Genomic DNA, 22,055 nt, shown 5'->3' with positions numbered 1-22,055 from the left:
AGGCGTCCCTTGCGAACTGTGACAACTGAGCGGTTGATGCGGGCAGCCCTTGGTAGGGGCAGCCATCCACTGCTTGTGCCTTGTGGAGCGATGCAGTGATCAGGTGAGCGCAGGCTCCGCCTGGTGTGCGTCGATGCTCTCCATGATCCTGTCGTGAGAAGCGGCAGCCGTCAGCGCGTCGTTCTCCGCCTGGATCCGTACGAGCTCGGACTCGAGCTCCTGGACGCGCTGCTGGAGCCGTCGCATCTCGGCGAGGAGTCGCGGGTCGGAGCCGCCGACGTAACCGAGAAGCGCCTTTGCCATGATGGATGGTCCTCCACACTGAGTGACCGACCGATGCGGTGTGGGTCGTGAGGGATTCGCACCCGCGGTGCTTGGCAATCTTCAGTTCTTGCGCCGTTCTTACATGCCAAACAGCTAAGGTGCGCGGGGCTTTCAGCGTCTCACCAAAAAGTTTGACGGTCAACACGATCACACCCCACGATGGCGGGCGTCCCGGGGGCGCGCGGCCTTCGACGGGCGGCGCTGCCACTCCTACGGGGCCCGGAGGGTGTGGCGATCATTCTTGGGTCCGGAGCCTGCCACGGAGCGCCCTTCTTGGCAACCACCTGGGCCTTTCTGCTGCGCGCAGGTGCCGGTGGCATGCCCCTCCGCTTCCGCCCTGGCGCCCCGCGCCCCGCACTCAGCGGATCGCGAAGCCGTCGTAGCCGCCGCGGGGCGTGTCCCAAATCTCAGTGACGCCATCCACCCTCCCGGGTGTGTCGTCGCCCCGGAGCCAGTCCAGCAGCCCCTCGCAGTTCCCCCGCGTCCCCTCGGCGACCACCTGGACCCGTCCGTCGTCGAGGTTGACGGCGAAGCCCCGCAGGCCACCGATCTCCAGCGCCTTGGCCCGGGTGAACCAGCGGAAACCCACGCCCTGAACACGTCCGCGCACCCACGCGACGAGTCGTGCATCGTCGTTCATGGCTGCACGCTAACCGGCCAATGTCCCTCCGGGCACTTCCTCCACTCGCGTCATGCTGTAGCGTCCCCCCTCATATGAATCTGTCGTGAAACTCACTCGATCGAGCGAGTTTCGATTCAGTAGCGCTGACCGCAAGACCAGGAAGGCCTGCAGATGGGACGCCACCGACGCTCCGCCGCCGGACGCGCCGCCACCGGCCGCGCGGCCCAGGTGACACAGAATCACCATACCGCCACGGAGCGTTACGGCCCCGAGAACCTCTACGGCTTCGCCGAGGTGCTGGAGGCCGAACGGCAGGCGACTCGCTCACGCCGCAAGAAGAAGGCGCCCACCCCGGTGCGCACCGGCCTGCTGGGGGTCTCGGCCGCCGTCGCGCTGGGCACCGTGGCGGTCGCCACGGGCGTGCTGCCCGGCGGCAAGAGCTTCACGGTGAGTGGCGACGCCGGCGATGTACAGGCCTCGGGCACCAGCCCGACGGGCTACGCCCATGAGCAGGGCGGCACGAGCGGGACGGCCGACGGCCGCGGCTCGACGTCCACGAGCCGCGGCCACGAGCGCGGGAGCGCCACCGCGCCGGCCGTGACACCCTCGGCCCCGGCGTCCTCGACCGCTCCGACGCAGGAACCGTCGCAGTCACAGTCGCCGTCCCCGGCCGCGACGCAGACGGCGACGACCGCTCCGCCCGCGAAGAAGCACGAGAAGAAGCCCAAGACCCATGTTCCGGCGCAGAAGTCCGGGGCGACCGCGACCGCGGTCGCGGTGCTCGACCTCGTCAACCAGGAGCGGGCCAAGGTCGGCTGCACCCCGGTGACCGCGAGCAACGAGCTGACGAAGCTGGCTCAGGCCTTTAGCGATGACATGGCCACGCGGAACTTCTTCGACCACACGGACCCGGACGGCAAGGACCCGTGGGACCGGGCCGCCGTGCTCGGCATAACGGACCTGGGCGGCGAGAACATAGCGCGCGGCCAGACCACCGCCCAGGACGTGATGGACGCCTGGATGAACAGCCCCGGCCACCGGGCGAACATACTGAACTGCGACTTCAAGACGCTGGGCGTCGGTGTCCATCTGGGCACCGGCGGCCCCTGGTGGACGCAGGACTTCGGTTACTGAGAATTCCGCAGGTCAGGGGCCCTATGAGGTCTCTCGGGCCGTCTCGGGGCTGTCATCGGTAGCCGAGTCAGGTCCACAGACCGCCCGACGCGCCGGACTCTTACGGGGCCGTGATCATTTGCGCCGGAACAGCTGCCGGCCGAAGTCGCTACGCCGACCGCTGGATACGGTGCACGCATGAATCCTGGCGAGCCAGCCTCACGTGCTCACCATGATCCGCTCCTGAGCACCCAGCCAAGTCGCAGGTCGCAGCGTTGATCGATTACACCGCCGCAGGTCACAGGCCGAGTCCTTCACTTCTTCGGCCACTGAGAACCCACGACTCGGTCAGCCGCCCAGCAATGTGCTCGGGAACGCGATGGCCACGCAGGGCGCCGCGCCCAGAAGCAGGATGATCCCTGCCTGACCGAGTCGGAGTCCTACGAGGCCCACGCGGCCGGCGCGGAGTTCGGGGCGGCCGGTGGGGTTCGCCCGGGAGGCGAACCCGGCCCCGGCAGAGACGAACAGGGCCATGCCCAACAGCGTCAACTCCGCGTGTCCCTCCGCGCGGGCCGGGCGCCGCCGGGTCCTTGGAGCGGCCGTCGTCCGACCGGAAGGTGCTGGTGCACCAGATCCCGGGCCTCCGAGCGGGCCTGGACCTGGGGCCACTGGGGGCCACTCGGGGACGCCTCCCCCGCCTACGCGCGTGCCCCCGCCCGGTCTCTTCCGGGCGGGGGCACGGTCGTGTCCGGGGGCTACGCGGCCGCGCGGCCCAGTGCGTACAGCCGGGCGGTCTCGGCGACGCGGCGGCCGAGGTGACGGGCGGTCTCGACGTCGGCCTTGTGGACGGCCTCGGGGCCCTCGTCGATGTTCGTCTGCGCGGCGGCACCCAGGAAGACGCCGAGGCGGTTGAGGTCGTGCTCGGAGCCGGTGCTGCTGTTCCAGCCCGGGTGCAGTCCGAGGCTGATCCAGTTCATGCCGTGCTGCGCCGCCAGGATCTGGAAGAACTGCAGGGTGTGCAGCTTGTCGCCGCTCTTGGACCCCGAGTTGGTGAAGCCGGCGGCCAACTTGTCCTTCCACTCCTGCGTGAACCAGCGCTTGGAGGAGGCCTCGGCGAAGCCGTGGAAGGCGGCGGTCGCGGTGCCCATGTAGGTCGGCGAGCCGAAGACGATCGCGTCGGAGCCGTCGAGGGTCGCCCACTGCTCGTCGGTGATCTCGTCGACCTTGATCAGGTGCACCTGGGCTCCGGCCTCGGCGGCACCTTCGCGCACGGCCTCGGCGAGGACGGCGGTGTGGCCGTGGCCCGAGTGGTAGGCGATGGCGACAACAGCGTTGGTCACGTGGGTACTCCTCGTGGAAGGGGAAGGGCGTCCGTGAGGGACGGGAACGAGGGGCGGAGAACGCGACGGAGTGGCGCCTCTCGACCCTGCGACATCCAAAGGAAAGCACTAACTTTCAGTTAGCGCAACCCGCCGTATAGCGCTGCGCTGGAGTACGCTTCGGCCATGACCATCACGCAGCAGGAGGACCTCCCGTACGACGTGTTCTCCAAGGCGTGCCCGTCGCGGAGCACGCTGGAGCATGCGACGGGACGCTGGGGGGCGCTGACGCTCGGCGCGCTCCACGAAGGTTCGTTCCGCTTCAACGAGCTGCGCCGCCGGGTCGACGGGGTGAGCGAGAAGATGCTGTCCCAGACCCTGCACGCACTGGAGCGCGACGGTCTGGTGCACCGCGACGCCCAGCCGACGAACCCCCCGCGCGTGGACTACGAGCTGACCCCGCTGGGGCACGAGGTGGCCGAGCGGCTGCTCGGCCTCATCCACTTCGTGGAGGGCCGGATGGACGACGTGCTGGAGGCCCGTCGCCGTTACGACGACGCCCAGACGAACTGAGACTCCCGGGCGCTACGGCGAGACCCGAGCCCTCGGTACTTCTACGGCATCGCGCGCGACGTCGCGATGCGCGGCGCCCGCTGGCACTTCGGGCAGAAGTAGCTGGACCGGTTCATCCAGGGGCGGCGGCGCACGGGCGTCGCACAGCGCCGGCAGGGCATGCCCTCGCGGCCGTACGCGTCGAGCGACCGGTCGAAGTAGCCCGACTCCCCGTTGACGTTGACGTAGAGGCTGTCGAAGCTGGTGCCGCCGACGGCGAGCGCGGCGTCCATCACGTCCCGTACATGGCCGAGGAGTTCGGCCGTGCGCGGGCGGGTGAAGTGGGCCGTGGGGCGCTCGTAGTGGACGCCGGAGCGCCACAGGGCCTCGTCGGCGTAGATGTTGCCGACGCCGCTGATCAGCGACTGGTCGAGCAGGGCCCGCTTGATGGTGGTGCGCTTGCGGCGCAGGGCGTCGTGGAAGGCGGCGTCGTCGAAGAGCGGGTCCAGGGGGTCGCGGGCGATGTGCCCGATCACGTCGGGCAGCCCGTCGAGGGTGGTGTCGTGCAGCGAGAGCCCGCCGAAGGTGCGCTGGTCGACGAAGCGCAGCTCGGTGCCGAGACCGTCGTCGAACCGGAGGCGGATGCGCAGATGCTTCTCGTCGTCGGCGTCGTACGGCTGCACGAGGAGCTGGCCGCTCATGCCGAGGTGGGCGAGGATCGCCGTGCCCGTCGTGTCGACCGGGATCCAGAGGTACTTCCCGCGGCGGCTCGGGGTGCCGAGGAGCTGCCCCTTGAGGCGGTGCGCGAAGTCCTCGCCGCCCGCGGTGTGCCGCCGGACGGCGCGCGGGTGCAGCACCTCCACGTCGGCGACGGTCCGGTGGGCGACCCAGCGCTCCAGTCCGCGCCGCACGACCTCGACCTCGGGCAACTCGGGCACGGGGCTCCTCAGGAGGGAACGGGGGGCGACGTCCGCAGCGTACCTCGCGGGACCGGTCGACGGGCCCGGCCCGGGACACCGGTCCCGAGAGCCTCCGAGGAGACGGGACCGCCGCGAAAAAACGAACCCCGCCGCGGCGGTGACGCCGGGGCGGGGTTCGGTGAAGGATTCAGGCCGTGGCCGTGTCGCTCGACGGGGCCGTGACGGATTCGTCGGACCCGTCGGGGGACCCCGCCTCGGCCGCCGCCTTGGCTCGCTCGTCCGCGGCGGCGCGGATGGAGCGCCAGGCCGACTCCGCGGCCTGCTGCTCCGCCTCCTTCTTGCTGCGGCCGGTGCCGGTGCCGTACGAGACGCCTCCGACGCGGGCGGCAGCAGTAAAGGTCTTCTCGTGGTCCGGGCCGGTCTCCGTGACCAGGTACTCGGGCACACCGAGCCCCTCGGTCGCGGTGAGCTCCTGGAGACTGGTCTTCCAGTCCAGGCCGGCACCCAGATTCGAGGACTTTTCGATCAGCGGGTCGAACAGGCGGTGCACCAGCTCCGCCGCCGAGTCCAGCCCCTGGTCGAGATAGACAGCGCCGATCACCGCTTCGAGGGTGTCGGCGAGGATGGACGCCTTGTCCCGGCCGCCCGTGCCCTCCTCGCCCCGGCCGAGCCGGATGAAGGAGCCGAGATCGAGCCCGCGGCCCACCTCCGCCAGCGCACGCGAGTTGACCACCGCGGCCCGCAACTTGGCCAGCTGGCCTTCGGGCAGGTCGGGGTGGGTGCGGTACAGCGTGTCCGTGACGACGAGGCCGAGCACGGAGTCCCCGAGGAACTCCAGACGCTCGTTCGTCGGCAGACCGCCGTTCTCGTATGCGTACGAGCGGTGGGTCAGCGCGCGCACCAGAAGGGCGGACTCGACCTTGTAGCCGAGCCGCCCTTCCAGAAGCGTGTGGGACGAGGCTGTGTTGTCCGCCGGACCACCCCCGCTGCGGCGGGGACTGCTTTTGGCGTCAGACATCAGACCTCTCACCAGCCGATCAGACCTCGAGGACCTGGCGCTTGTTGTAGGTGCCGCACGAGGGGCACGCGATGTGCTGCTGCTTGGGCTCGTGGCAGCGCTCGCACGCAACCAGGGTGGGGACCGCAGCCTTCCACTGCGACCGGCGGTGGCGCGTGTTGCTGCGCGACATCTTCCGCTTCGGAACAGCCACGGCTACTTCTCCTGCTTCTCGTCGACGCCCGCTTCGGCGCCGCTCATCTCGTCCTTATCGCCGTCTTCGATTGAATCGGCGAGTCCCTGCAGTGCCGCCCAACGGATGTCGACGGCGTCGTGGTGGTGGTCCGGGTCGTCCATGAGCCGTGCTCCGCACTCGGAGCACAGACCCGCACAGTCTTCCTGGCACACCGGCTGCATCGGCAGTGCGAGCACCACCGCATCGCGCAGCAGAGGTTCGAGGTCGAAGAGTCCGTCCTCGAGGAAGAACCTGTCCTCGTCGTCCTCGGCGTCGTCGCCCGGCTCCGCGATCACGCGGCCCCGGTCGTCGGCGTCAGGGTACGAGAACAGCTCCTGGAAGTCCGCTTCGAGCTCCAGCTCCAGCGGCTCCAGACACCTTACGCACTCCCCCTCGGCCGATGCACGGGCGGTGCCTGTGACGAGCACCCCTTCCATGACCGACTCGAGCCGGAGGTCGAGCTCCACCGGGGCGCCTTCCGGCACTCCGATGACCCCCTGGATACCGAAGTCCTTGGGGGCGTCGATCGTGCGGGTCAGGCGCTGCAGCGCACCAGGACGCCGCCCCAGCTCGTGCGTGTCGAACACGAGGGGGTTGCGGTGGTCGAGGCGGGCGTTCAGAGCCATTCCTGCTTTCGGTCTCGAAGCTCGGGGGACGCTGTTCCGTGATGTTCCGGGCAGCGTGGATCGCGAAGGGTACGCGCGACCGAAGAGCCAGGATACTGGACCTTTCCCTCATGGCCCAATCCGGTGCACCCGGAAGCCCTGGGAACCCGCGCGTCCGGCACGTTCAGTGACCGCCGCGCCCCTGTTCGTAGGCCCGGAGCTGCTCGGCGCTGATCATGCTGGTGTCGAAGAGGCTGGTCTCGTCGAGGGCGTTGCCCTGCTGGTAGCCGTGCCCCCCCTGATCGTACGCCGCCTGCTGGTCGTACGCCTGCGCCTGGGGGTAGGCGGCGTACGGGTCCGCCTGCTGGTAGCCGTAGGCGTCCTGCTGCGCGTAGGTCTGCTGGTAGCCGTACTGGTCGGGCTGCGCGTACCCGTACGGATCCTGCTGCTGCGCGTAGGCGGGCTGGTTCTGCTGGGCCGGGATCACGGGCGTCTGGGCGGGCGCGACGGGGGCCTGGGCCGGGGTGTCGGCGAGGCCCGCGAGGTCGGCGAGGTAGTCGGCGTCGCTGGAGTGCTGGACGGTCGTCAGGTCCCCGGCGAGGGCGCCGAGGTCGTCGGTGGCGATCCGGCCGTGCAGCTTCTGCCGGCCCTTGCCGACGGCCTCCAGGGTCTTGGCGAGCACGGCCTCGAAGGCGCCGAGCTTGGTGTCCACGTACGCGTCCGCGTCCCGGCGCAGGGTCTCGGGGTCGTGGCTGCGCTCGGGGGCGTCCTCGTCCTCGTAGCCCTGCTCGTCGAGGCCGGGACCGGTGCCGAGGAGCTTCTCGCGGCCGCGGCCGACCGAACCGAGGGTCTTGGTGAGGACGACCTCGAAGTTGGCGAGCTTGGAGTCGACGTAGTCGTCGGCCTCGGCGCGGACCTCCTCGGCCTCCTGGCGGGCCTCGGCGAGGATGCGGTCGGCCTCGTTCTGGGAACGGCGGGCGACCTCCGTGTCGGAGATCAGGGAGCCGCGCTCGGCGTGCGCGCTCTCGATGATCCGCTCGGCCTCCTGGCGGGCCCGCTCGACCATCTGCGCCTGGTCGCCGATCACCTCCTGGGCCTGGGCCAGGGAGTCGGGCAGGGCCGCGCGCACCTCTTCGAGCATCGAGAGCAGCTCGGCGCGGTTGACCACGCACGAGGCCGACATGGGCATGGACCGGGCGCCGGAGACCATCGAGACGATCTCGTCGAGCTTCTTCTGCACGTCCACCGTGTGCTCGCCACTCTCTACAGCTGTATTGGAGACGGACGGGTCGACTGTACGGGCACTTCCGTCCCGGCCGACACCGGCTGACGTGCTGTCAGAAAACGGGGAGTGCGCCGCGGGTCCGCTCAACCCTTGCCGAGGCGCTCACCCAGGGCGTCCAGGACGACCGGCGGCACCAGGTGGGAGACGTCTCCGCCCCAGGCCGCGACCTCCTTGACGAGCGAGGAGGACAGGAAGCTGTAGGTGGGGTTGGTGGGGACGAAAAGGGTCTCCACACCGGTGAGGCCGTTGTTCATCTGGGCCATCTGCAGCTCGTAGTCGAAGTCGCTGACCGCTCGCAGGCCCTTGACGATGGCGGGGATGTCGCGCTGCTTGCAGAAGTCGACGAGGAGGCCGTGGAAGGACTCCACCACGACGTTGCCGAACTCGGCGGTGACCTCGCGGATCAGCTCGATCCGCTCGTCGATCTCGAAGAGGCCCTTCTTGGACTGGTTGATCATCACCGCGACGTACACCTCGTCGTACAGCTTGGAGGCGCGGGCGATGATGTCGAGGTGTCCATTGGTGATCGGGTCGAACGACCCGGGACAGACGGCGCGGCGCACTTGTGTTCCCTCGCTCTCCGGTCCGGTCATCGTGCGTCTTCGCACGTAGAGGCGGCGCGACCGTACCAAAACGTCCCTTCCCCGTAACGACGGGCCCTGATCGCCTCGAAGCCGTCCGGCCACCTGAACTCTCCGCCTCTGGTGCTGCGCTCCACGGTGACGAGGGCGTCGGCCGCGAGCCACCCCTCCGTGCGGAGTGTGAGGAGAATCTCGCGAAGATCGTCGTCGGAGACCGCGTACGGCGGGTCCAGGAAGACGAGGTCGTACGGCTGTTCAGGTGCCGGGGTGCGGATGATCTGTTCCGCTTTGCCCGCCCGGACCTCGGCGCCGGGCAGACCGAGCGCCCTGACGTTCTCGCGGACGATGCGGGCGGCGCGGGCGTCGGCCTCGACCAGGAGGGTGTGCCCCGCGCCACGGGACAGGGCCTCCAGGCCGACGGCGCCCGAGCCGGCGTACAGGTCGAGGACCCGCTCGCCCCCCAGGGGGCCGCCGAGGAGGGACTGCCAGGTGGAGAAGAGGCCCTCGCGCGCCCTGTCGGAGGTGGGGCGGGTGCCGTTGCCCGGCGGGACGGCCAGTCGGCGTCCGCCGGCCCGGCCGGCGATCACGCGGGTCATCTCTGCGGTCCTTGTCGGTGTGCGGGCGGGTGCCCTGTGTCCAGGGCGGGTGTGCGTCTCCAGTCTCGCAGCCCGGCGGCCGTCGGCGCGCGGTCTCCCCCGGTCACCTCGGCTCCCCGGGCACCGCGGCCGCCTCCGCGCCCGCTCGCCGCGTCCTGTCCCCTGCCGTCAGCCCTTCTCGAGGTACTGCTCCCGCTCCTCGTCCAGCAGCGCCTCCAGGGCCGTGCGCAGGCCGGGCAGCCGCTCCAGCTCCGGGTCGGCGGCGACCACCGCGGTGGCCTCCTGGCGGGCCTCGGCGATGATCTCCTCGTCCTCGATGACCGCGAGCATGCGCAGCGAGGTGCGGGCACCCGACTGGGCCTGGCCGAGGACATCGCCCTCGCGCCGCTGTTCCAGGTCGATGCGCGAGAGCTCGAAGCCGTCCAGGGTGGAGGCGACCGCGGTCAGCCGCTGCCGGGCCGCGCTCGCCTCGGGCATCTCGCTCACCAGGAGGCACAGACCGGGCGCCGAGCCACGGCCCACCCGGCCCCGCAGCTGGTGGAGCTGCGAGACCCCGAAGCGGTCGGCGTCCATGATCACCATGGCGGTGGCGTTCGGGACGTTCACCCCGACCTCGATGACCGTCGTCGCAACCAGGACATCGGCCTCGCCGGCGGCGAACCGGCGCATCACCGCGTCCTTGTCGTCGGGGTGCATACGGCCGTGCAGCACCTCGACCCGAAGGCCCGTCAGGGGGCCCTTGGCCAGTTGGCCGGCCACGTCGAGCACGGCGAGCGGGGGCCGCTTCTCCGCCTCGTCCTCGGGCGACTTCGCGGCCTTCTTCGGGTCGCCGGGCTCGTCGATGTCGTCGCCGATCCGGGGGCAGACGACGTATGCCTGATGGCCCTTGGCGACCTCCTCGCGCACCCGCTCCCAGGCGCGCGCCAGGAAGTGCGGTTTGTCCGCGGCCGGCACCACATGGCTGGCGATCGGCGAGCGCCCGGCCGGGAGCTGGTCCAGGACGGAGGTCTCCAGGTCGCCGAAGACCGTCATGGCGACGGTCCGGGGGATCGGTGTGGCGGTCATGACCAGCAGATGCGGCGGCTGCTTGCCCTTGCTGCGCAGCGCGTCGCGCTGCTCCACCCCGAACCGGTGCTGCTCGTCGACCACCACCAGGCCCAGGTCGTGGAACTGGACCTTGTCCTCGATCAGGGCATGGGTGCCGATCACGATCCCGGCCTCCCCGGTGACCAGATCGAGCAGCGCCTGCCGGCGCCCGGCCGCGCCCATGGAGCCGGTGAGCAGCACCACCTTGGTGCCCTGCTCGGATCCGCCCAGCATCCCGCCCTCGGCCAGGTCCCCCATCATCTCGACGATCGAGCGGTGGTGCTGCTGGGCGAGCACCTCGGTGGGCGCGAGCAGGGCGGCCTGGCCGCCCGCGTCCACGACGGCGAGCATGGCGCGCAGGGCGACCAGCGTCTTGCCGCTGCCGACCTCGCCCTGGAGCAGGCGGTGCATCGGGTGCTCGGTGGCCAGGTCGGCGAAGATCTCGTGGGAGACCTTCTGCTGGCCGTCGGTGAGCGTGAAGGGGAGCTTCTCGTCGAAGGCCGTGAGCAGGCCGTCCGGCGCGGGGACGCGGGGCACCGCCGGAAGCTGGCCGTCCGCGTGCCGGCGGCGGGCCAGGGCGACCTGGAGGACGAAGGCCTCGTCCCACTTGAGGCGGGAGCGGGCCTCGGCGATGTCCGCCTTGGTGTGCGGGCGGTGGACCTTGAGGAGTGCCTCGGGGAGGGAGACCAGGCCCCGGCCCGCGCGCAGCGAGTCCGGCAGGGGGTCGACCGCCTCCTGGGCGCTCGGCAGGACCGTCTGCACCGACTTGGCGATCTTCCAGGACTCCAGCTTGGCCGTCGCCGGGTAGATCGGGATGAGGGCGCCCGCCCAGCTGTCGACCGTCTCGGTCACGTCGTCCTCGCCGCGCAGCAACTCGTAGGCGGGATGGGCCAGTTGGAGCCTGCGGTTGAAGACGGAGACCTTGCCCGCGAACAGCGCGCGTGTGCCCGGCAGGAGTTCCTTGTGGGGCTTGTGCACGCCGTTGCCGAAGAAGACCAGTTGGAGGCGGCCGCTGCCGTCGGTGATCGTGACCTCCAGGCGCTGGCCCTTGCCGCGGGGCGCCTTGGCCGAGGCGAAGCTGTGCAGCCGGGCGTCGGCGACCTGGGCGACCACCGTCACGTGCTCGTCCATGGGCAGGTCGGCGAGGTGGGTGAGCTGACCGCGCTCCTCGTATCTGCGCGGGTAGTGGTGGAGGAGGTCCGAGACGGTGTGCAGGCCGAGGTGCTCGGCCATCACCTTCGCGGTGGCGGGGCCGAGCGCCTTCTTGAGCGGTTCTTGCGGTGCGGGCACGAGATCCATTGCACACCACACCACTGACATCGCCGTATACGTCTTGCAAATCCGCTGGTCAGCGGGGTGGCTCCAAGCCTAGGATGACCCGATCCTTCCCGGCTCGCCCCGCGGTCACCGCCCCACCGGGACCGCCCGACCCCGCGCCGTCGACCGTCCCCCACCCACGGCGCCGTGACGATGGACTCCCAGACCTCACAGGCATCCCAGGCACCTCAGTCACCCCAGTCACCTCATACGTTTCAGGTCGACCTGCGCGGTCTGGTGGACCTGCTCTCCCATCACCTCTACTCCAGTCCCAAGGTCTATCTGCGCGAGCTGCTGCAGAACGCCGTGGACGCGATCACCGCCCGCCGCGCCGAGCAACCGGACGCGCCGGCCCGGGTCCGGCTGTATGCGGACGGAACCGGTCTGCGCGTCGAGGACACCGGCGTCGGGCTCACCGAGTCCGACGTGCACAGCCTGCTCGCCACCATCGGGCGCAGCTCCAAGCGGGCCGAGGGGCTCCAGGAGGCCCGCTCCGGCTTCCTCGGACAGTTCGGCATCGGGTTGCTGGCCTGCTTCGTCGTCGCCGAGCGCATCCGGGTCGTCAGCCGCAGCGCCCGTACGCCGGACGCGCTCCCGGTGGAGTGGACGGCCGCCGACGACGGGTCGTACGTCGTACGGACGCTGCCGCCGGACGCCCGTCCCGAACCCGGCACCACGGTGCACCTGGTGGCGCGTCCCGGTGCCGGGGACTGGCTCTCGGCGGACCGGGTGCGGTCCCTGGCACGGGACTTCGGCTCGCTGCTGCCGTACGACGTGCGGGTCGGCGACGAGCCGATCTCGGACCTGCCGGCGCCCTGGGACCGCGCTTACCCCTCCCCCGCGAGCCGGCGGGTGGCCCTGGCGCGCCACTGTCACGACCTGTTCGGCTTCACTCCGCTGGACTCGATCGACCTGGACGTGCCGCTCGCCGGGGTGCGGGGCGTCGCCTATGTGCTGCCGAGCGCGGTCAGTCCGGCGCAGCGGGCGAGCCACCGGGTGCACCTGAAGGGCATGCTGCTGACGGAGCGGGCCGAACAGCTGCTGCCCGACTGGGCGTTCTTCGTGCGCTGTGTGCTCGACACGGACAGTCTGCGGCCCACGGCCTCACGCGAGTCGTTGTACGAGGACGAGACCCTGGCGGCCGTGCGCGACGCCCTCGGGGAGCGCATCCGGTCCTGGCTGACGGGACTCGCGGCCGGTGACCCCGAGCGGCTCGCCGCCTTCCTGTCCGTGCACTACCTGGGCGTCAAGTCGCTCGCCCGGCACGACAAGGAGCTGCTGCGCACGATGCTGCCGTGGCTCCCCTTCGAGACCACGGACGGGCGACTGTCCCTGGAGGAGTTCGCACAGCGGCACCCCGTCGTGCACTTCACCCGGACGGTGGAGGAGTACCGCCAGGTCGCGCCGATCGCCTCCGCGCAGGGCATCGGAGTGGTCAACGGCGGCTACACCTACGACAGCGAGCTGGTGGAGTCGCTGCCGTCGGCGCGCCCGGGGACGGTGGTCGCGGAGCTGGACGCGGACACCGTGACCGCCCATCTGGACGCGGTCGACCCGGCCGAGGAGCTGGCGCTGGCGGGCTTCCTGAGCGCCGCACGCGCCACGCTCGACCCGCTCGGCTGCGATGTCGTCCTGCGCGCGTTCCATCCCCTGTCCGTGCCCGCCCTGCATCTGGACGACCGGGCGGCCCGCCATGAGCAGGCGCGCGCCGAGGCCGAGGAGCAGGCCGACGACCTGTGGGCGGGGATCCTCGGTTCGCTGCGGGGCAGCGCGCCCCGGGCGCGTCTGGTCCTCAACCACCTCAACCCGCTGATCCGCAGGATCGGCTCCCTGGGCGACGCTGAGCTGATCGGCACGGCCACCGAGTCCCTCTACGGGCAGGCCCTGCTGATGGCCCAGCGTCCGCTGCGGCCGGCGGACTCCGCGCTGCTCAACCGCGCGTTCATCGGCCTGCTCGAATGGGCCACCCACTCCAACTCCCCCAAGGACGGCTCCCGATGAGCCAGGCCATGGACTTCGACTCACTGCGCCGTGCGATGGCGGACAACTACGACGAGCCGGAGGGCCCGGCGCGCAACGCGCGTGCGGAGCAGCTGCTCGTGGCGGCGGAGAAGCTGAACATCCCGCTGGCAGTGATCGAGGCGCTCGGGCACCAGCTGAAGGTCTACAACTACAGCTCCGAGAAGGACAAGATGTTCGTCCCCTTCGCGCGCCTGCTGCGCATGTGGGACGAGCGCCCCGAGGACTTCGACGAGTACGAGACCCACTCGCTGCACTGGGTCTTCAAGTGGATGTCGGCGGGCATGCTGGGCCAGCCGCACATCCCGCTCGCCGCCATGGAGAAGTGGCTCGCCGAGATGGAGCACCGCTACCGGCTGGCCGGGCACTCCGAACGCGCCGTGCGCAGCGCCGAGTTCAGCGTCGCCGCGCACATCGGGGATCTGGCGCGCGCCGAACGGGCGTACACCGCGTGGCTGGCCGCCGACCGCGACACCATGGCCGACTGCCGCGCGTGCGAGCTGCACGACCAGGGGTGGTGGCAGGCGCGCACGGGCGAGGACGAGCGGGCGCTGGAGCTGTGGGCGCCGGTGCTGGAGGGCGAGTACGTGTGCGCGCACGAGCCGCACGCCGTGCTGGCCTCCTCGCTGCTGTCGCTGCTGCGCCTGGGCCGTCTCGACGAGGCACGGGCCCACCATCTGCGCGGGATCCGACTCGTGCGGGGCATGGAGAGCATGCGCGGCTCGTACGCGGACCACGTGGAGTTCTGCGCCCTGACCGGCAACGAGGCGCGCGGCCTGGAACTCCTGGCCGAGCGCCCGCAGTACTTCACGGACTCCGGGGAGCCGCGCAGCAAGCTGGACTTCCTGGCCGTGGTGACGCTGCTGATGGACCGGCTGGTCACGCTGGGGTTCGGCGAGCAGACGGTGCCGGGACCGGCGGGCCGGGAGTGGACCGCCCGGGAACTCTCCGCCCACGCGCGCGAGGAGGCGCTGGCGCTCGCCGCCCGCTTCGACGCGCGCAACGGCACGCCCTACGTCGGTGAGCGCACCCGGGAGCGAATGGACCGCGCTCCCCTGGTCGACCGGCTGCCGCTCGGCGTACGGACGGTTCGCCCGGCTCCGCGGCCGGCGCCGGTGTCCGCCGTGACGACCGCGGACCCGGACCTTCCGGCGCTGCTCGCCGAGGCGCGGCGGCTGTCGGAGGCGCTGCACCCGGACGCCGTGGAGGCGTGGGCCGCGGTGGCGCGCGCGGCGGAGGGCCATGAGCTGGGCCCCCGGGACCGTGCGGAACTCGTCGACCACGAGGCGATCGCCCGGGGCCCGGAGGGCGCCGAGGTCTTCGAGCGCGCGGCGGGACTGTACGCGGCGGCGGGCGACCCCGGGGAGGCGCTGGCGGCACGCACGCGTGCCGCGTTCGTGCGCGCCCTGACGGGCGACGCCGACCGGGCGCTGGAGGAGATCACCGGGCTGCGCGCGGAGGCCCTCGCCCTCTTCGACGAAAGCGGTACGGGCGTACGGCAGACGGCGTCCGTCCTGGTGGGACACGCGCGCGTCCTGATGCACCGGCTGGAGGAGGACGAGAGCTCCACCGGGACCGCCGAGGAGGCCGTACGGGAGCTGCTGGCGTTCGCCGAGCCGCACACGGCCGAGGTGCGTCTCGCGTCCCGGGCCGCGGAGGCCAGGGCCATGCTCGCCGAGCTGACGGGGCGTGCCGGGGACGCGGAGGCGGCGGCGGAGCTGCTGGCACGGGCGGCCGAGGAGTACGTGGCGGCGGGCCTGCCGTGGTTCGCGGTGGAGCACGAGGCACGGCTGTCCCGCCTCGCCCGGCAGCTCGGCGACACGGAGAGCGCCGAGCGGGCGGCCCGCGCGGCCCTGGAGCACGGCCAGGGGCAGTTGGAGCCGTTCGGGCAGGCACAGCTGCACCTCGGGCTGGCGGAGGTGCTGGGAGCGTCGGGGCGGTTCGCGGAGGCCGCCGAGCACGCCCTTCAGGCCGCGCACTGGGCCGACGAGGCCGGCGAGGGCCCGGCGCTGGGCGCATGGGCGCGGCACCAGCTGGGCGGTCTGCTGCTGCGGCAGGGCCGGTTCGCGGAGGCGGCCGAGGTGCTGGAGTCGGCACTGCCCGATCTGACCGCCGAGACGCATGGCGACGGGGCTCTGGTGCAGACGCAGTGGTGGCTCGGCGACTGTCACACGGAGCTGGGCGAGCACCGCGCCGCCGCCGAGCGGTGGCTGCAGGCCGCGGAGATCGCCCGGCACTGGCCGGAGCAGCGGGACCACGCCATGCTGGCGCACCTGGCCGCGGAGGCACTGGGCCACGCGGAACTGCCCGCGGAGGCGGACCGGGCCTACGCCCGCGCCGCCGAACTGTGGCGCGGCCTCGGCAACACCCATGGCCTGGTGCGCGCCCTGCGGGCCCGTGCCTGGCTCGCCGCGCGCGAGCGGGCGGATCTGGACGCGGCGCGGGAGCTGATGGCGCAGGCGGCCCAGGTGTGTGCCTCCGGCTCGCCCGAGGACCACGAGGCGCGGGTCCGGCTGGCCGGCGAACTCGGCCACACCCACCGCCAGTTCGGCGAGCTGATCGCCCGCTCGGCCGGTGAGGACGCGGACGAGGAGGCGCGGCGGGCGGCCTTCGAGGAGGCGCTCGGGCACACCACGGAGGCCGTCGCGGTCTTCGCGGCCCTCGGCCCGGACGCCCTCGACGCCCGTACCGGCGCCGAGCTCGCCGCGGGCCGGCTGGCGGCCGACCTGCGCCGTCCCGACGCGGCGGCGGCACACGCGCGTGCGGTGCTGTCGGCGTACGAGGGACCCGAGGCGGCGGACGGCGACGCCGAGACGGCCCGGGCCCGGCGGGCGGAGGCGGAACGGCTGCTGGAGTTCCTCGAGGCGCAGCGGGAGCGGTGACGCCCGTGCCGGGTGCCCGTCGTCGCGGACGGGCACCCGGCAGGCACCGCCTGCCGGGTGCCGGGGGCGCCGTGCGGGGAGACGCACCGCCGCGGCCCCGGACGGTGTCACTCCACGCCGATGAGCAGCAGCGGCCCCTGGCGGCCGCCCTGGTAGACCACGGTGTCGACCGCCAGGTACGACTCGCGTACCCGGGACTCCAGGTGCGTCGCGACCGACTCGGGGGCGTCGTCGCCGAGGACCAGGGTGACCATCTCGCCGCCCGCCGCGAGCATGCGGTCCAGGACCGTCTCGGCGGTCTCCGTGACGTCCGAGCCGATGACCGCGACATCACCGTCGATCAGTCCGAGGACGTCCCCGGCCTGGCAGATGCCCGCCATCGTCCAGGACTGCCGTTCGGCGACGGTGACCTCGGCGTACCGGGTCGCCCCCGCCGCCGACGTCATCGCCACGACGTCCTCGTCGAAGCGCCGGTCCGGCTCGTGGACCGCGAGCGCCGCTATGCCCTGCACGGCGGACCGGGTCGGGATCAGTGCCACGCGGACGCCCTCCGTACGGGCCTGCTCGGCCGCCGCGGCCGCGGTGTGGCGCAGATCCGCGTCGTTGGGCAGCAGCACCACCTCGCGCGCGTGCGCCCGCCGTACCGCCTGCACCAGCTCCCCGCTCGCCGGCGGTTCCCCGGGCCGGGCGAGCACGGTGGTCGCGCCGGCCTCCTGGTACAGCAGGGCCAGGCCCTCTCCCGGCACGACCGCCACGACCGCGCGCTGGACCGGCTCGCGCGGCGGCCGCCCGGCACGGGTGGTGTGCACATCCCCGGCGGCGAAGTGGGTGATCCGGATCCGGTACGGCCGCCCGGCCTCGACGCCCGCCTCGACGGCGGCGCCCGCGTCGTCGACGTGCACATGGACGTTCCACAGCCCGTCCCCGCCGACCACGACCAGGGAGTCGCCGAGCGCGTCGAGCCGGTGCCGCAGCCGTGCCACGGCCGCGTCGTCGGCCTCCAGGAGATAGATCACCTCGTAGGCGGGTCCGGCCCCGTCCGCCGGGGCTCCGGCGCACTCCTCGGAGACGCCCCGGGAATCGCCGTGCACACGCGCGTAGGTGTCGTCGTCGTGCACGCGCGCGTGGGCGTCGTCGACGGACATGCCGGGATGGGCGTCCCCGCGCGCGTGGGTGCCGCGCCCCGGCCCCTCGGCCCCACGTGGGCTCTCCCCCGTGAACGTCTCCACCAGTGCCGCGAGCACCGCCACCAGGCCCCGGCCGCCCGCGTCGACCACTCCGGCGCGCTCCAGGACGGCCAGCTGGCCGGGGGTCGCCGCGAGGGCGGCCCGAGCCCCCTCGTACGCGGCCCGGGCGACGCCGGCGCAGTTCTCCTCCGCACCGGCCTCCGGGCCGGTGGCCGCGTCGGCGGCGGCCGAGGCGACGGTCAGCACGGTGCCCTCCACCGGGTGGGCGACGGCCTCCCGGGCGGAGTCGGCCGCCTGCCGGAGCGCGAGCCGCAGCCCCTGGGCGTCGGTGTGAGCGGTCTCACCGTCGGCGGCGAGCACCTGGGCCATGCCGCGCAGCAGCTGCGCGAGGATCGTCCCCGAGTTGCCGCGGGCCCCGATGAGGGCGCCGTGCGCCATGGCCCGCACCGCGTCGGCGAGCGTCGGCCGCTGGGTGCCGCCGGCCTCGTAGCCGGCGAAGACCGCCTCGACGGCCGCGGCGGCCGACTCCACGGTCAGATAGAGGTTGGTGCCGGTGTCCCCGTCAGCCACGGGATAGACGTTGATCGCGTCGATCTCCTCGCGCGCCCGTCCCAGCGCCTTGAGCGCGAGACCGCACCAGGTGCGCACCGCGAGAGCATCCAATGGCTGCGGCACCTGCGCCACCTGCGCCTCCTTGAGCTGCTGGACGTGGGACGCAGCGTAGACCCAGCGCCCGTGCTGCCCTGAAGAGGGCCGGGCGCCCACCCGGCACCGGGAGGCCCCGGCGCGGCCGGATCCCGGAGCTGGCGGCCGCCGGGGCCCGAGCGGGGGGCGCGGCGGAGGGCGGGAGGGCCGTGGTAGTTTCGTTCTACGGGAGCAGGCGTTGTATGCTGCTCCGGTTGCCCGATCCAGGTCGGGCTTTCCCCTGGCAGAGCCACTCAGATCCTACGATCTCGATCCCGGCATGCCGGGATCAACCGTAAGTGCATCTGAAGTCTTTGGAGTGACCCGTGGCTGCCAACTGCGACGTCTGCGGCAAGGGGCCGGGCTTCGGCAACAACATCTCGCACTCGCACCGCCGTACGTCCCGCCGCTGGAACCCGAACATCCAGCGTGTGCGTACCGTGGTGGGCGGGACGCCGAAGCGCGTGAACGCTTGCACCTCGTGCATCAAGGCCGGCAAGGTCTCGCGCTGACGTCCTGTTAAGCGCGCGGCCACAGCTGGTTCGCCGCACAAAGCCGGTCCACTGACGTGGGCCGGCTTTCTGCTGTGCCCGCGCGGGCACGCCCTGTCAGAATCCCCGGCATGCACTTCGGCATCCTCGGCCCCCTCGACGTCCGCACCGAGGACGGCACCCCCCTCGACCCGGGCGGCCCCCGCCCCCGCGCGCTGCTGACGCTGCTGCTCCTCGACGCCGGCCGGACCGTGTCCGCGGAGCGGCTCGCCGACGGCCTCTACGGCGACGAGCCGCCCGCGGGCCGGGCCAACGCGCTCCAGTCGCAGATCTCCCGCCTGCGCAGGCGGCTGGCCCCGCACACGCGCATCGAGGCGACCGCCACCGGATACCGGCTCTGCGTCTCCCCCGAGGTGGTGGACGCCCACCGCTTCGAGCGGCTCGCCCGCCAAGGCTCCGCGGCCCTGGCGGGCGGCGACCACCACGAGGCCGCGGCCGTGCTGCGGGAGGCGCTCGCCCTGTGGCGCGGCCCCGCCCTCGCCGATCTGCCCGGCACACCCGGTGGGCGGGCCCGACTCGAAGAGCTGCGGCTGGCCGCCGAGCAGGACCGCGCCGAGGCCGGCCTCGCCCTCGGCGCCGGCCCCCGCCTCGTCCCCGAGCTGCGTGAGCTGCTCGGCGCCCATCCGCTGAGCGAGCGGCTGTACGCGCTGCTGATGCGGGCCCTGCACGCGAGCGGGCGGTCCGCCGAGGCGCTCACGGTCTACGAGGAGGCCCGGCGCACGCTCGCCGAGGAACTCGGCGCCGATCCCTCGCCCGAGCTGTCCGTCCTGCACCGGGAACTGCTGCGGGGCACAGGACCGACCCCGGGCGCGCGACTGCCCGCGCAACTGACCCGCTTCGTCGGCCGGGCCCCGGAACTCGCCCGCATCCACGCCCTGCTCGCCTCGTCCGACACCCGCCTGGTCACGCTCACCGGTCCGGGCGGCGCGGGCAAGACCCGCCTGGCGACCGAGGCGGCCCGCGCCTACGCGGAGGGCCAGGGCGGCACTCCCGCACCCCCCGGGGCGAGGGGGCACGCCACCGCCCCCGAGGTCCGGTTCGTCGAACTCGCGCCCCTGACCGACGGCTCCCGGATCCCGTACGCGGTGCTGGCCGCGCTCGGGGCGCGCGAGGGGCTCCGCGGTCCCGCCGCCGACCCCGCCGACCGGCTGCTGGCGGTCCTGGAGGACCGGGAACTGCTGCTGGTGCTCGACAACTGCGAGCACCTCGTCCAGGACGCGGCACGGTGGGCCGCCCTCGTCCTCGCCTCCTGCCCCGGCGTACGGATCCTCGCGACCGGACGCGAGGCCCTGGGCATCACCGGTGAGGTGCTGTGCCCGGTGCCGCCGCTGCCCCCGGAGCACGCGCTGCGATTGTTCCTGGACCGGGCCAGCGCCGTACGCCCCGGCTTCGACGGGCACACGCGCGTGGCGGACGTGTGCGCCGCGCTCGACGGGCTGCCGCTGGCCATCGAGCTGGCCGCGGCCCGGCTGCGCACGCTGACCCCCGAGGAGCTGGCCGACCGCCTGGACGACCGGTTCCGGCTGCTGTCCCGGGGCGACCGCACCAAGGCGCCCCGGCACCGCACCCTGCGCGCGGTCGTGGAGTGGAGCTGGGAGCTGCTGGACGACGAGGAGCGGGAGCTGGCCCGGCGGCTGTCCGTGTTCCCGGCCGGTGCCACGCTCCCCGCGGTCGAGGAGGTGTGCGGGGTGCCGTACCCGGAGGACCTCCTGGCGTCGCTGGCGGAGAAGTCCTTCCTGGAGGTGGCCGACGGGCGCCACCGGATGCTGGAGACCATCCGGGCGTTCGCCGCGGAGCATCTGGTCGCGGCCGGGGAGCGGGACGGGCTGCGGGACGCGCACGCGGCGTACTTCCTGCGGCTGGCCGAGCGGGCGGAGCCGGGTCTGCGCGGTGGGGAGCAGCTGCCCTGGCTGGAGCGGCTGACCGCCGAGCGCGGCAACCTGGACGCGGCCCTGCGCCACCTCGTGACCACGGCTCCCGGGGACGGCCTGCGGCTGATGGCCGCCCTGTCCTGGTTCTGGCGGCTGCGCGGTCCGCACGGCGAACAGGCGGAGGTCGCCCGTGCGCTGCTGGCGGCGGCGGGCGACGAGCCGCCCGAGGGGCTCGCCGAGGAGTACGCCCTGTGTGCGATGAACACGGCCACCGGGCGCGGCGACGACCCGGCCGAACCCGGCCTCGTCGCGCGTGTGTCGGAGATCATGCGCGCCCTGGACCGGCCGCTGCGGCTGCCGTTCACGCTGGTCCTGTGGACGCTGTGGAGAGGCCCGTTGGACGCCTCGGACACGGAACTGCCGGTCGTCCGGGTCACACACGACCCATGGGGCCGCGCGCTGCTGGATCTGGGCCTCGCCTACCAGGCGCAGTTCGAGGGCCGCCCCGCCGACTCCGAGGCCGCCTTCGACCGTGCCCTGGCCGGGTTCCGCACGACCGGTGACCGCTGGGGCATGGCCAACTGCCTCGACCCGCTGGGCGGCTTCGCCGACGGGCGTGGCGACCACGGGCGGGCGCTGGAGCTGTTCGACGAGGGCCTCGCGCACGTCCGGGAGCTTCAGGCGCCCGAGGAGACCGCGGACCTGCTGCGCTCCCGGGCGACCGCGCTGCTGCACCGGGGCGACGTCGAGGAGGCGGCCGAGCACTTCGAGCAGTCGGCGGCCCTCGCCCGCACCGTCGGTGTCCCGGACAAGGAGGCGAGCGCCCGCCGCGGCCTCGGCGATCTGGCCCGGCTGACCGGGAACACCGCCCACGCGCGCGTGGAGTACGAAAAGGCCCTCCAGGCGTGCGCCGCCAACTGGTTCAGCGCCGGTGAGAGCGTCCGGATCCTGATCGGTCTCGGCCGCAACGCGGCCGCCGAGGGGCGGGCGGAGGAGGCCCGCGAGTGGTTCGGGCAGGCCGCCGGTCTGGCCACGGAGAGTCCGGGGGTGCTGGAACTGGCCGCGACCGCCGAGGCGTTGGCGTCGGTCGCCGAGTCCCCCGAGCGCGCGGCCGAGCTGCTCGGCGCCGCCACGGCCCTGCGGGGCGCGCCGCTCCCGGGCGACCCCGATGTCGTACGCACCGAGCGGGCCGCGCGCGCACGGCTGTCCCCCGAAGCGTACGAAGAGGCCTTCGGCCAGGGACGACGTCTTCGGTCAGCCGCGGTCAGCGCACGGTAGGAGCACGGTCAGCGCCACCGCCGAGGCTCTT

Annotated in this window: 19 protein-coding genes; 6 read left to right on the top strand and 13 right to left on the bottom strand. The window is 72.8% G+C overall.

All coding sequences use genetic code 11. The annotated features are described in order from the left end of the window. Window positions 1-99: 99 nt before the first annotated feature. On the bottom strand, window positions 100-303 hold the full coding sequence (locus ACFYX0_RS17695; protein ID WP_043444185.1) for a hypothetical protein: 204 nt from the start codon (window positions 301-303) through the stop codon (window positions 100-102). Window positions 304-682: 379 nt separating this feature from the next. Continuing rightward, window positions 683-964 (bottom strand): acylphosphatase, encoded by a 282-nt coding sequence (locus ACFYX0_RS17690; protein WP_311694968.1) that lies wholly within the window; start codon window positions 962-964, stop codon window positions 683-685. A 153-nt stretch (window positions 965-1,117) separates the two neighbouring features. Between ACFYX0_RS17690 and ACFYX0_RS17685 the strand changes: the two genes are divergently transcribed. Further along, window positions 1,118-2,080 (top strand): CAP domain-containing protein, encoded by a 963-nt coding sequence (locus ACFYX0_RS17685; protein ID WP_388971171.1) that lies wholly within the window; start codon window positions 1,118-1,120, stop codon window positions 2,078-2,080. Window positions 2,081-2,407: 327 nt separating this feature from the next. Here ACFYX0_RS17685 and ACFYX0_RS17680 read toward each other — a convergent pair whose 3' ends face one another. Then, window positions 2,408-2,593, bottom strand: coding sequence for a hypothetical protein (locus tag ACFYX0_RS17680; RefSeq protein ID WP_355904905.1), 186 nt, complete (start codon window positions 2,591-2,593; stop codon window positions 2,408-2,410). Between the two features lie 221 nt (window positions 2,594-2,814). After that, complete coding sequence (locus ACFYX0_RS17675) at window positions 2,815-3,399, bottom strand: flavodoxin family protein (protein ID WP_388971169.1); 585 nt, start codon at window positions 3,397-3,399, stop codon at window positions 2,815-2,817. A gap of 165 nt (window positions 3,400-3,564) precedes the next feature. Here ACFYX0_RS17675 and ACFYX0_RS17670 point away from each other — a divergent pair, with 165 nt between their 5' ends. Next, a complete protein-coding gene (locus ACFYX0_RS17670) occupies window positions 3,565-3,951 on the top strand; it encodes a winged helix-turn-helix transcriptional regulator (protein ID WP_388971167.1) in 387 nt (128 codons plus the stop codon). Between the two features lie 41 nt (window positions 3,952-3,992). On the opposite strand, the gene mutM is transcribed toward ACFYX0_RS17670, so the two are convergent. The 8 genes from mutM to recG all read right to left on the bottom strand — a co-directional run bounded on the left by mutM (window position 3,993) and on the right by recG (window position 11,534). Next, entirely contained in the window at window positions 3,993-4,868 is an 876-nt protein-coding gene (gene mutM, locus ACFYX0_RS17665) for a bifunctional DNA-formamidopyrimidine glycosylase/DNA-(apurinic or apyrimidinic site) lyase (protein WP_388971165.1), read from the bottom strand. Between the two features lie 169 nt (window positions 4,869-5,037). Beyond that, window positions 5,038-5,868, bottom strand: coding sequence for a ribonuclease III (gene rnc, locus ACFYX0_RS17660; protein WP_311694975.1), 831 nt, complete (start codon window positions 5,866-5,868; stop codon window positions 5,038-5,040). A 19-nt stretch (window positions 5,869-5,887) separates the two neighbouring features. Then, the gene (gene rpmF, locus ACFYX0_RS17655) at window positions 5,888-6,061 is read right to left on the bottom strand and encodes a 50S ribosomal protein L32 (protein WP_003951102.1); all 174 of its coding nucleotides are present in this window, start codon (window positions 6,059-6,061) and stop codon (window positions 5,888-5,890) included. A 2-nt stretch (window positions 6,062-6,063) separates the two neighbouring features. Then, entirely contained in the window at window positions 6,064-6,708 is a 645-nt protein-coding gene (locus ACFYX0_RS17650) for a YceD family protein (RefSeq protein ID WP_355904896.1), read from the bottom strand. A 163-nt stretch (window positions 6,709-6,871) separates the two neighbouring features. Then, entirely contained in the window at window positions 6,872-7,933 is a 1,062-nt protein-coding gene (locus ACFYX0_RS17645) for a cell division initiation protein (RefSeq protein ID WP_388971163.1), read from the bottom strand. Between the two features lie 122 nt (window positions 7,934-8,055). Further along, window positions 8,056-8,535, bottom strand: a complete 480-nt coding sequence (gene coaD / locus ACFYX0_RS17640) for a pantetheine-phosphate adenylyltransferase (RefSeq protein ID WP_311695122.1) — start codon at window positions 8,533-8,535, stop codon at window positions 8,056-8,058. Between the two features lie 26 nt (window positions 8,536-8,561). Further along, window positions 8,562-9,149, bottom strand: a complete 588-nt coding sequence (gene rsmD, locus ACFYX0_RS17635; protein WP_388971161.1) for a 16S rRNA (guanine(966)-N(2))-methyltransferase RsmD — start codon at window positions 9,147-9,149, stop codon at window positions 8,562-8,564. A gap of 168 nt (window positions 9,150-9,317) precedes the next feature. Further along, on the bottom strand, window positions 9,318-11,534 hold the full coding sequence (recG, locus tag ACFYX0_RS17630) for an ATP-dependent DNA helicase RecG (RefSeq protein ID WP_388971159.1): 2,217 nt from the start codon (window positions 11,532-11,534) through the stop codon (window positions 9,318-9,320). Between the two features lie 171 nt (window positions 11,535-11,705). Here recG and ACFYX0_RS17625 point away from each other — a divergent pair, with 171 nt between their 5' ends. Together ACFYX0_RS17625 and ACFYX0_RS17620 are read left to right on the top strand one after the other, a co-directional pair. Next, a complete protein-coding gene (locus ACFYX0_RS17625) occupies window positions 11,706-13,553 on the top strand; it encodes an HSP90 family protein (protein ID WP_388971222.1) in 1,848 nt (615 codons plus the stop codon). After that, a complete protein-coding gene (locus tag ACFYX0_RS17620) occupies window positions 13,550-16,453 on the top strand; it encodes a tetratricopeptide repeat protein (protein ID WP_388971157.1) in 2,904 nt (967 codons plus the stop codon). The genes ACFYX0_RS17625 and ACFYX0_RS17620 overlap by 4 nt, the downstream gene beginning before the upstream one ends. A 107-nt stretch (window positions 16,454-16,560) precedes the next feature. Here ACFYX0_RS17620 and ACFYX0_RS17615 read toward each other — a convergent pair whose 3' ends face one another. Then, complete coding sequence (locus tag ACFYX0_RS17615; protein WP_388971155.1) at window positions 16,561-18,324, bottom strand: DAK2 domain-containing protein; 1,764 nt, start codon at window positions 18,322-18,324, stop codon at window positions 16,561-16,563. A gap of 326 nt (window positions 18,325-18,650) precedes the next feature. Here ACFYX0_RS17615 and rpmB point away from each other — a divergent pair, with 326 nt between their 5' ends. Then, window positions 18,651-18,836 carry a 50S ribosomal protein L28 gene (gene rpmB / locus ACFYX0_RS17610; protein WP_003993230.1) on the top strand — a complete coding sequence of 62 codons (186 nt, stop codon included), beginning with the start codon at window positions 18,651-18,653 and terminating at the stop codon, window positions 18,834-18,836. A gap of 110 nt (window positions 18,837-18,946) precedes the next feature. After that, window positions 18,947-22,024, top strand: a complete 3,078-nt coding sequence (locus ACFYX0_RS17605) for a BTAD domain-containing putative transcriptional regulator (RefSeq protein ID WP_388971153.1) — start codon at window positions 18,947-18,949, stop codon at window positions 22,022-22,024. Window positions 22,025-22,055 lie beyond the last annotated feature (31 nt).

It is taken from the genome of Streptomyces sp. NPDC002573 (assembly GCF_042889625.1).
Taxonomy (GTDB): Bacteria; Actinomycetota; Actinomycetes; order Streptomycetales; family Streptomycetaceae; genus Streptomyces; species Streptomyces gibsoniae.
This window is presented reverse-complemented; position numbering and strand designations above follow the sequence as displayed.

What these genes read in the sequence shown, in the direction of transcription:
- ACFYX0_RS17690 (WP_311694968.1), bottom strand. Translation starts at nt 964, where the DNA reads ATGAACGACGATGCACGACTCGTCGCGTGGGTGCGCGGACGTGTTCAG.
- ACFYX0_RS17685 (WP_388971171.1), top strand. Translation starts at nt 1,118, where the DNA reads ATGGGACGCCACCGACGCTCCGCCGCCGGACGCGCCGCCACCGGCCGC.
- rnc (WP_311694975.1), bottom strand. Translation starts at nt 5,868, where the DNA reads ATGTCTGACGCCAAAAGCAGTCCCCGCCGCAGCGGGGGTGGTCCGGCG.
- recG (WP_388971159.1), bottom strand. Translation starts at nt 11,534, where the DNA reads ATGGATCTCGTGCCCGCACCGCAAGAACCGCTCAAGAAGGCGCTCGGC.
- ACFYX0_RS17625 (WP_388971222.1), top strand. Translation starts at nt 11,706, where the DNA reads ATGGACTCCCAGACCTCACAGGCATCCCAGGCACCTCAGTCACCCCAG.
- ACFYX0_RS17650 (WP_355904896.1), bottom strand. Translation starts at nt 6,708, where the DNA reads ATGGCTCTGAACGCCCGCCTCGACCACCGCAACCCCCTCGTGTTCGAC.
- ACFYX0_RS17680 (WP_355904905.1), bottom strand. Translation starts at nt 2,593, where the DNA reads ATGGCCCTGTTCGTCTCTGCCGGGGCCGGGTTCGCCTCCCGGGCGAAC.
- ACFYX0_RS17670 (WP_388971167.1), top strand. Translation starts at nt 3,565, where the DNA reads ATGACCATCACGCAGCAGGAGGACCTCCCGTACGACGTGTTCTCCAAG.
- ACFYX0_RS17620 (WP_388971157.1), top strand. Translation starts at nt 13,550, where the DNA reads ATGAGCCAGGCCATGGACTTCGACTCACTGCGCCGTGCGATGGCGGAC.
- rsmD (WP_388971161.1), bottom strand. Translation starts at nt 9,149, where the DNA reads ATGACCCGCGTGATCGCCGGCCGGGCCGGCGGACGCCGACTGGCCGTC.
- ACFYX0_RS17695 (WP_043444185.1), bottom strand. Translation starts at nt 303, where the DNA reads ATGGCAAAGGCGCTTCTCGGTTACGTCGGCGGCTCCGACCCGCGACTC.
- ACFYX0_RS17605 (WP_388971153.1), top strand. Translation starts at nt 18,947, where the DNA reads ATGCACTTCGGCATCCTCGGCCCCCTCGACGTCCGCACCGAGGACGGC.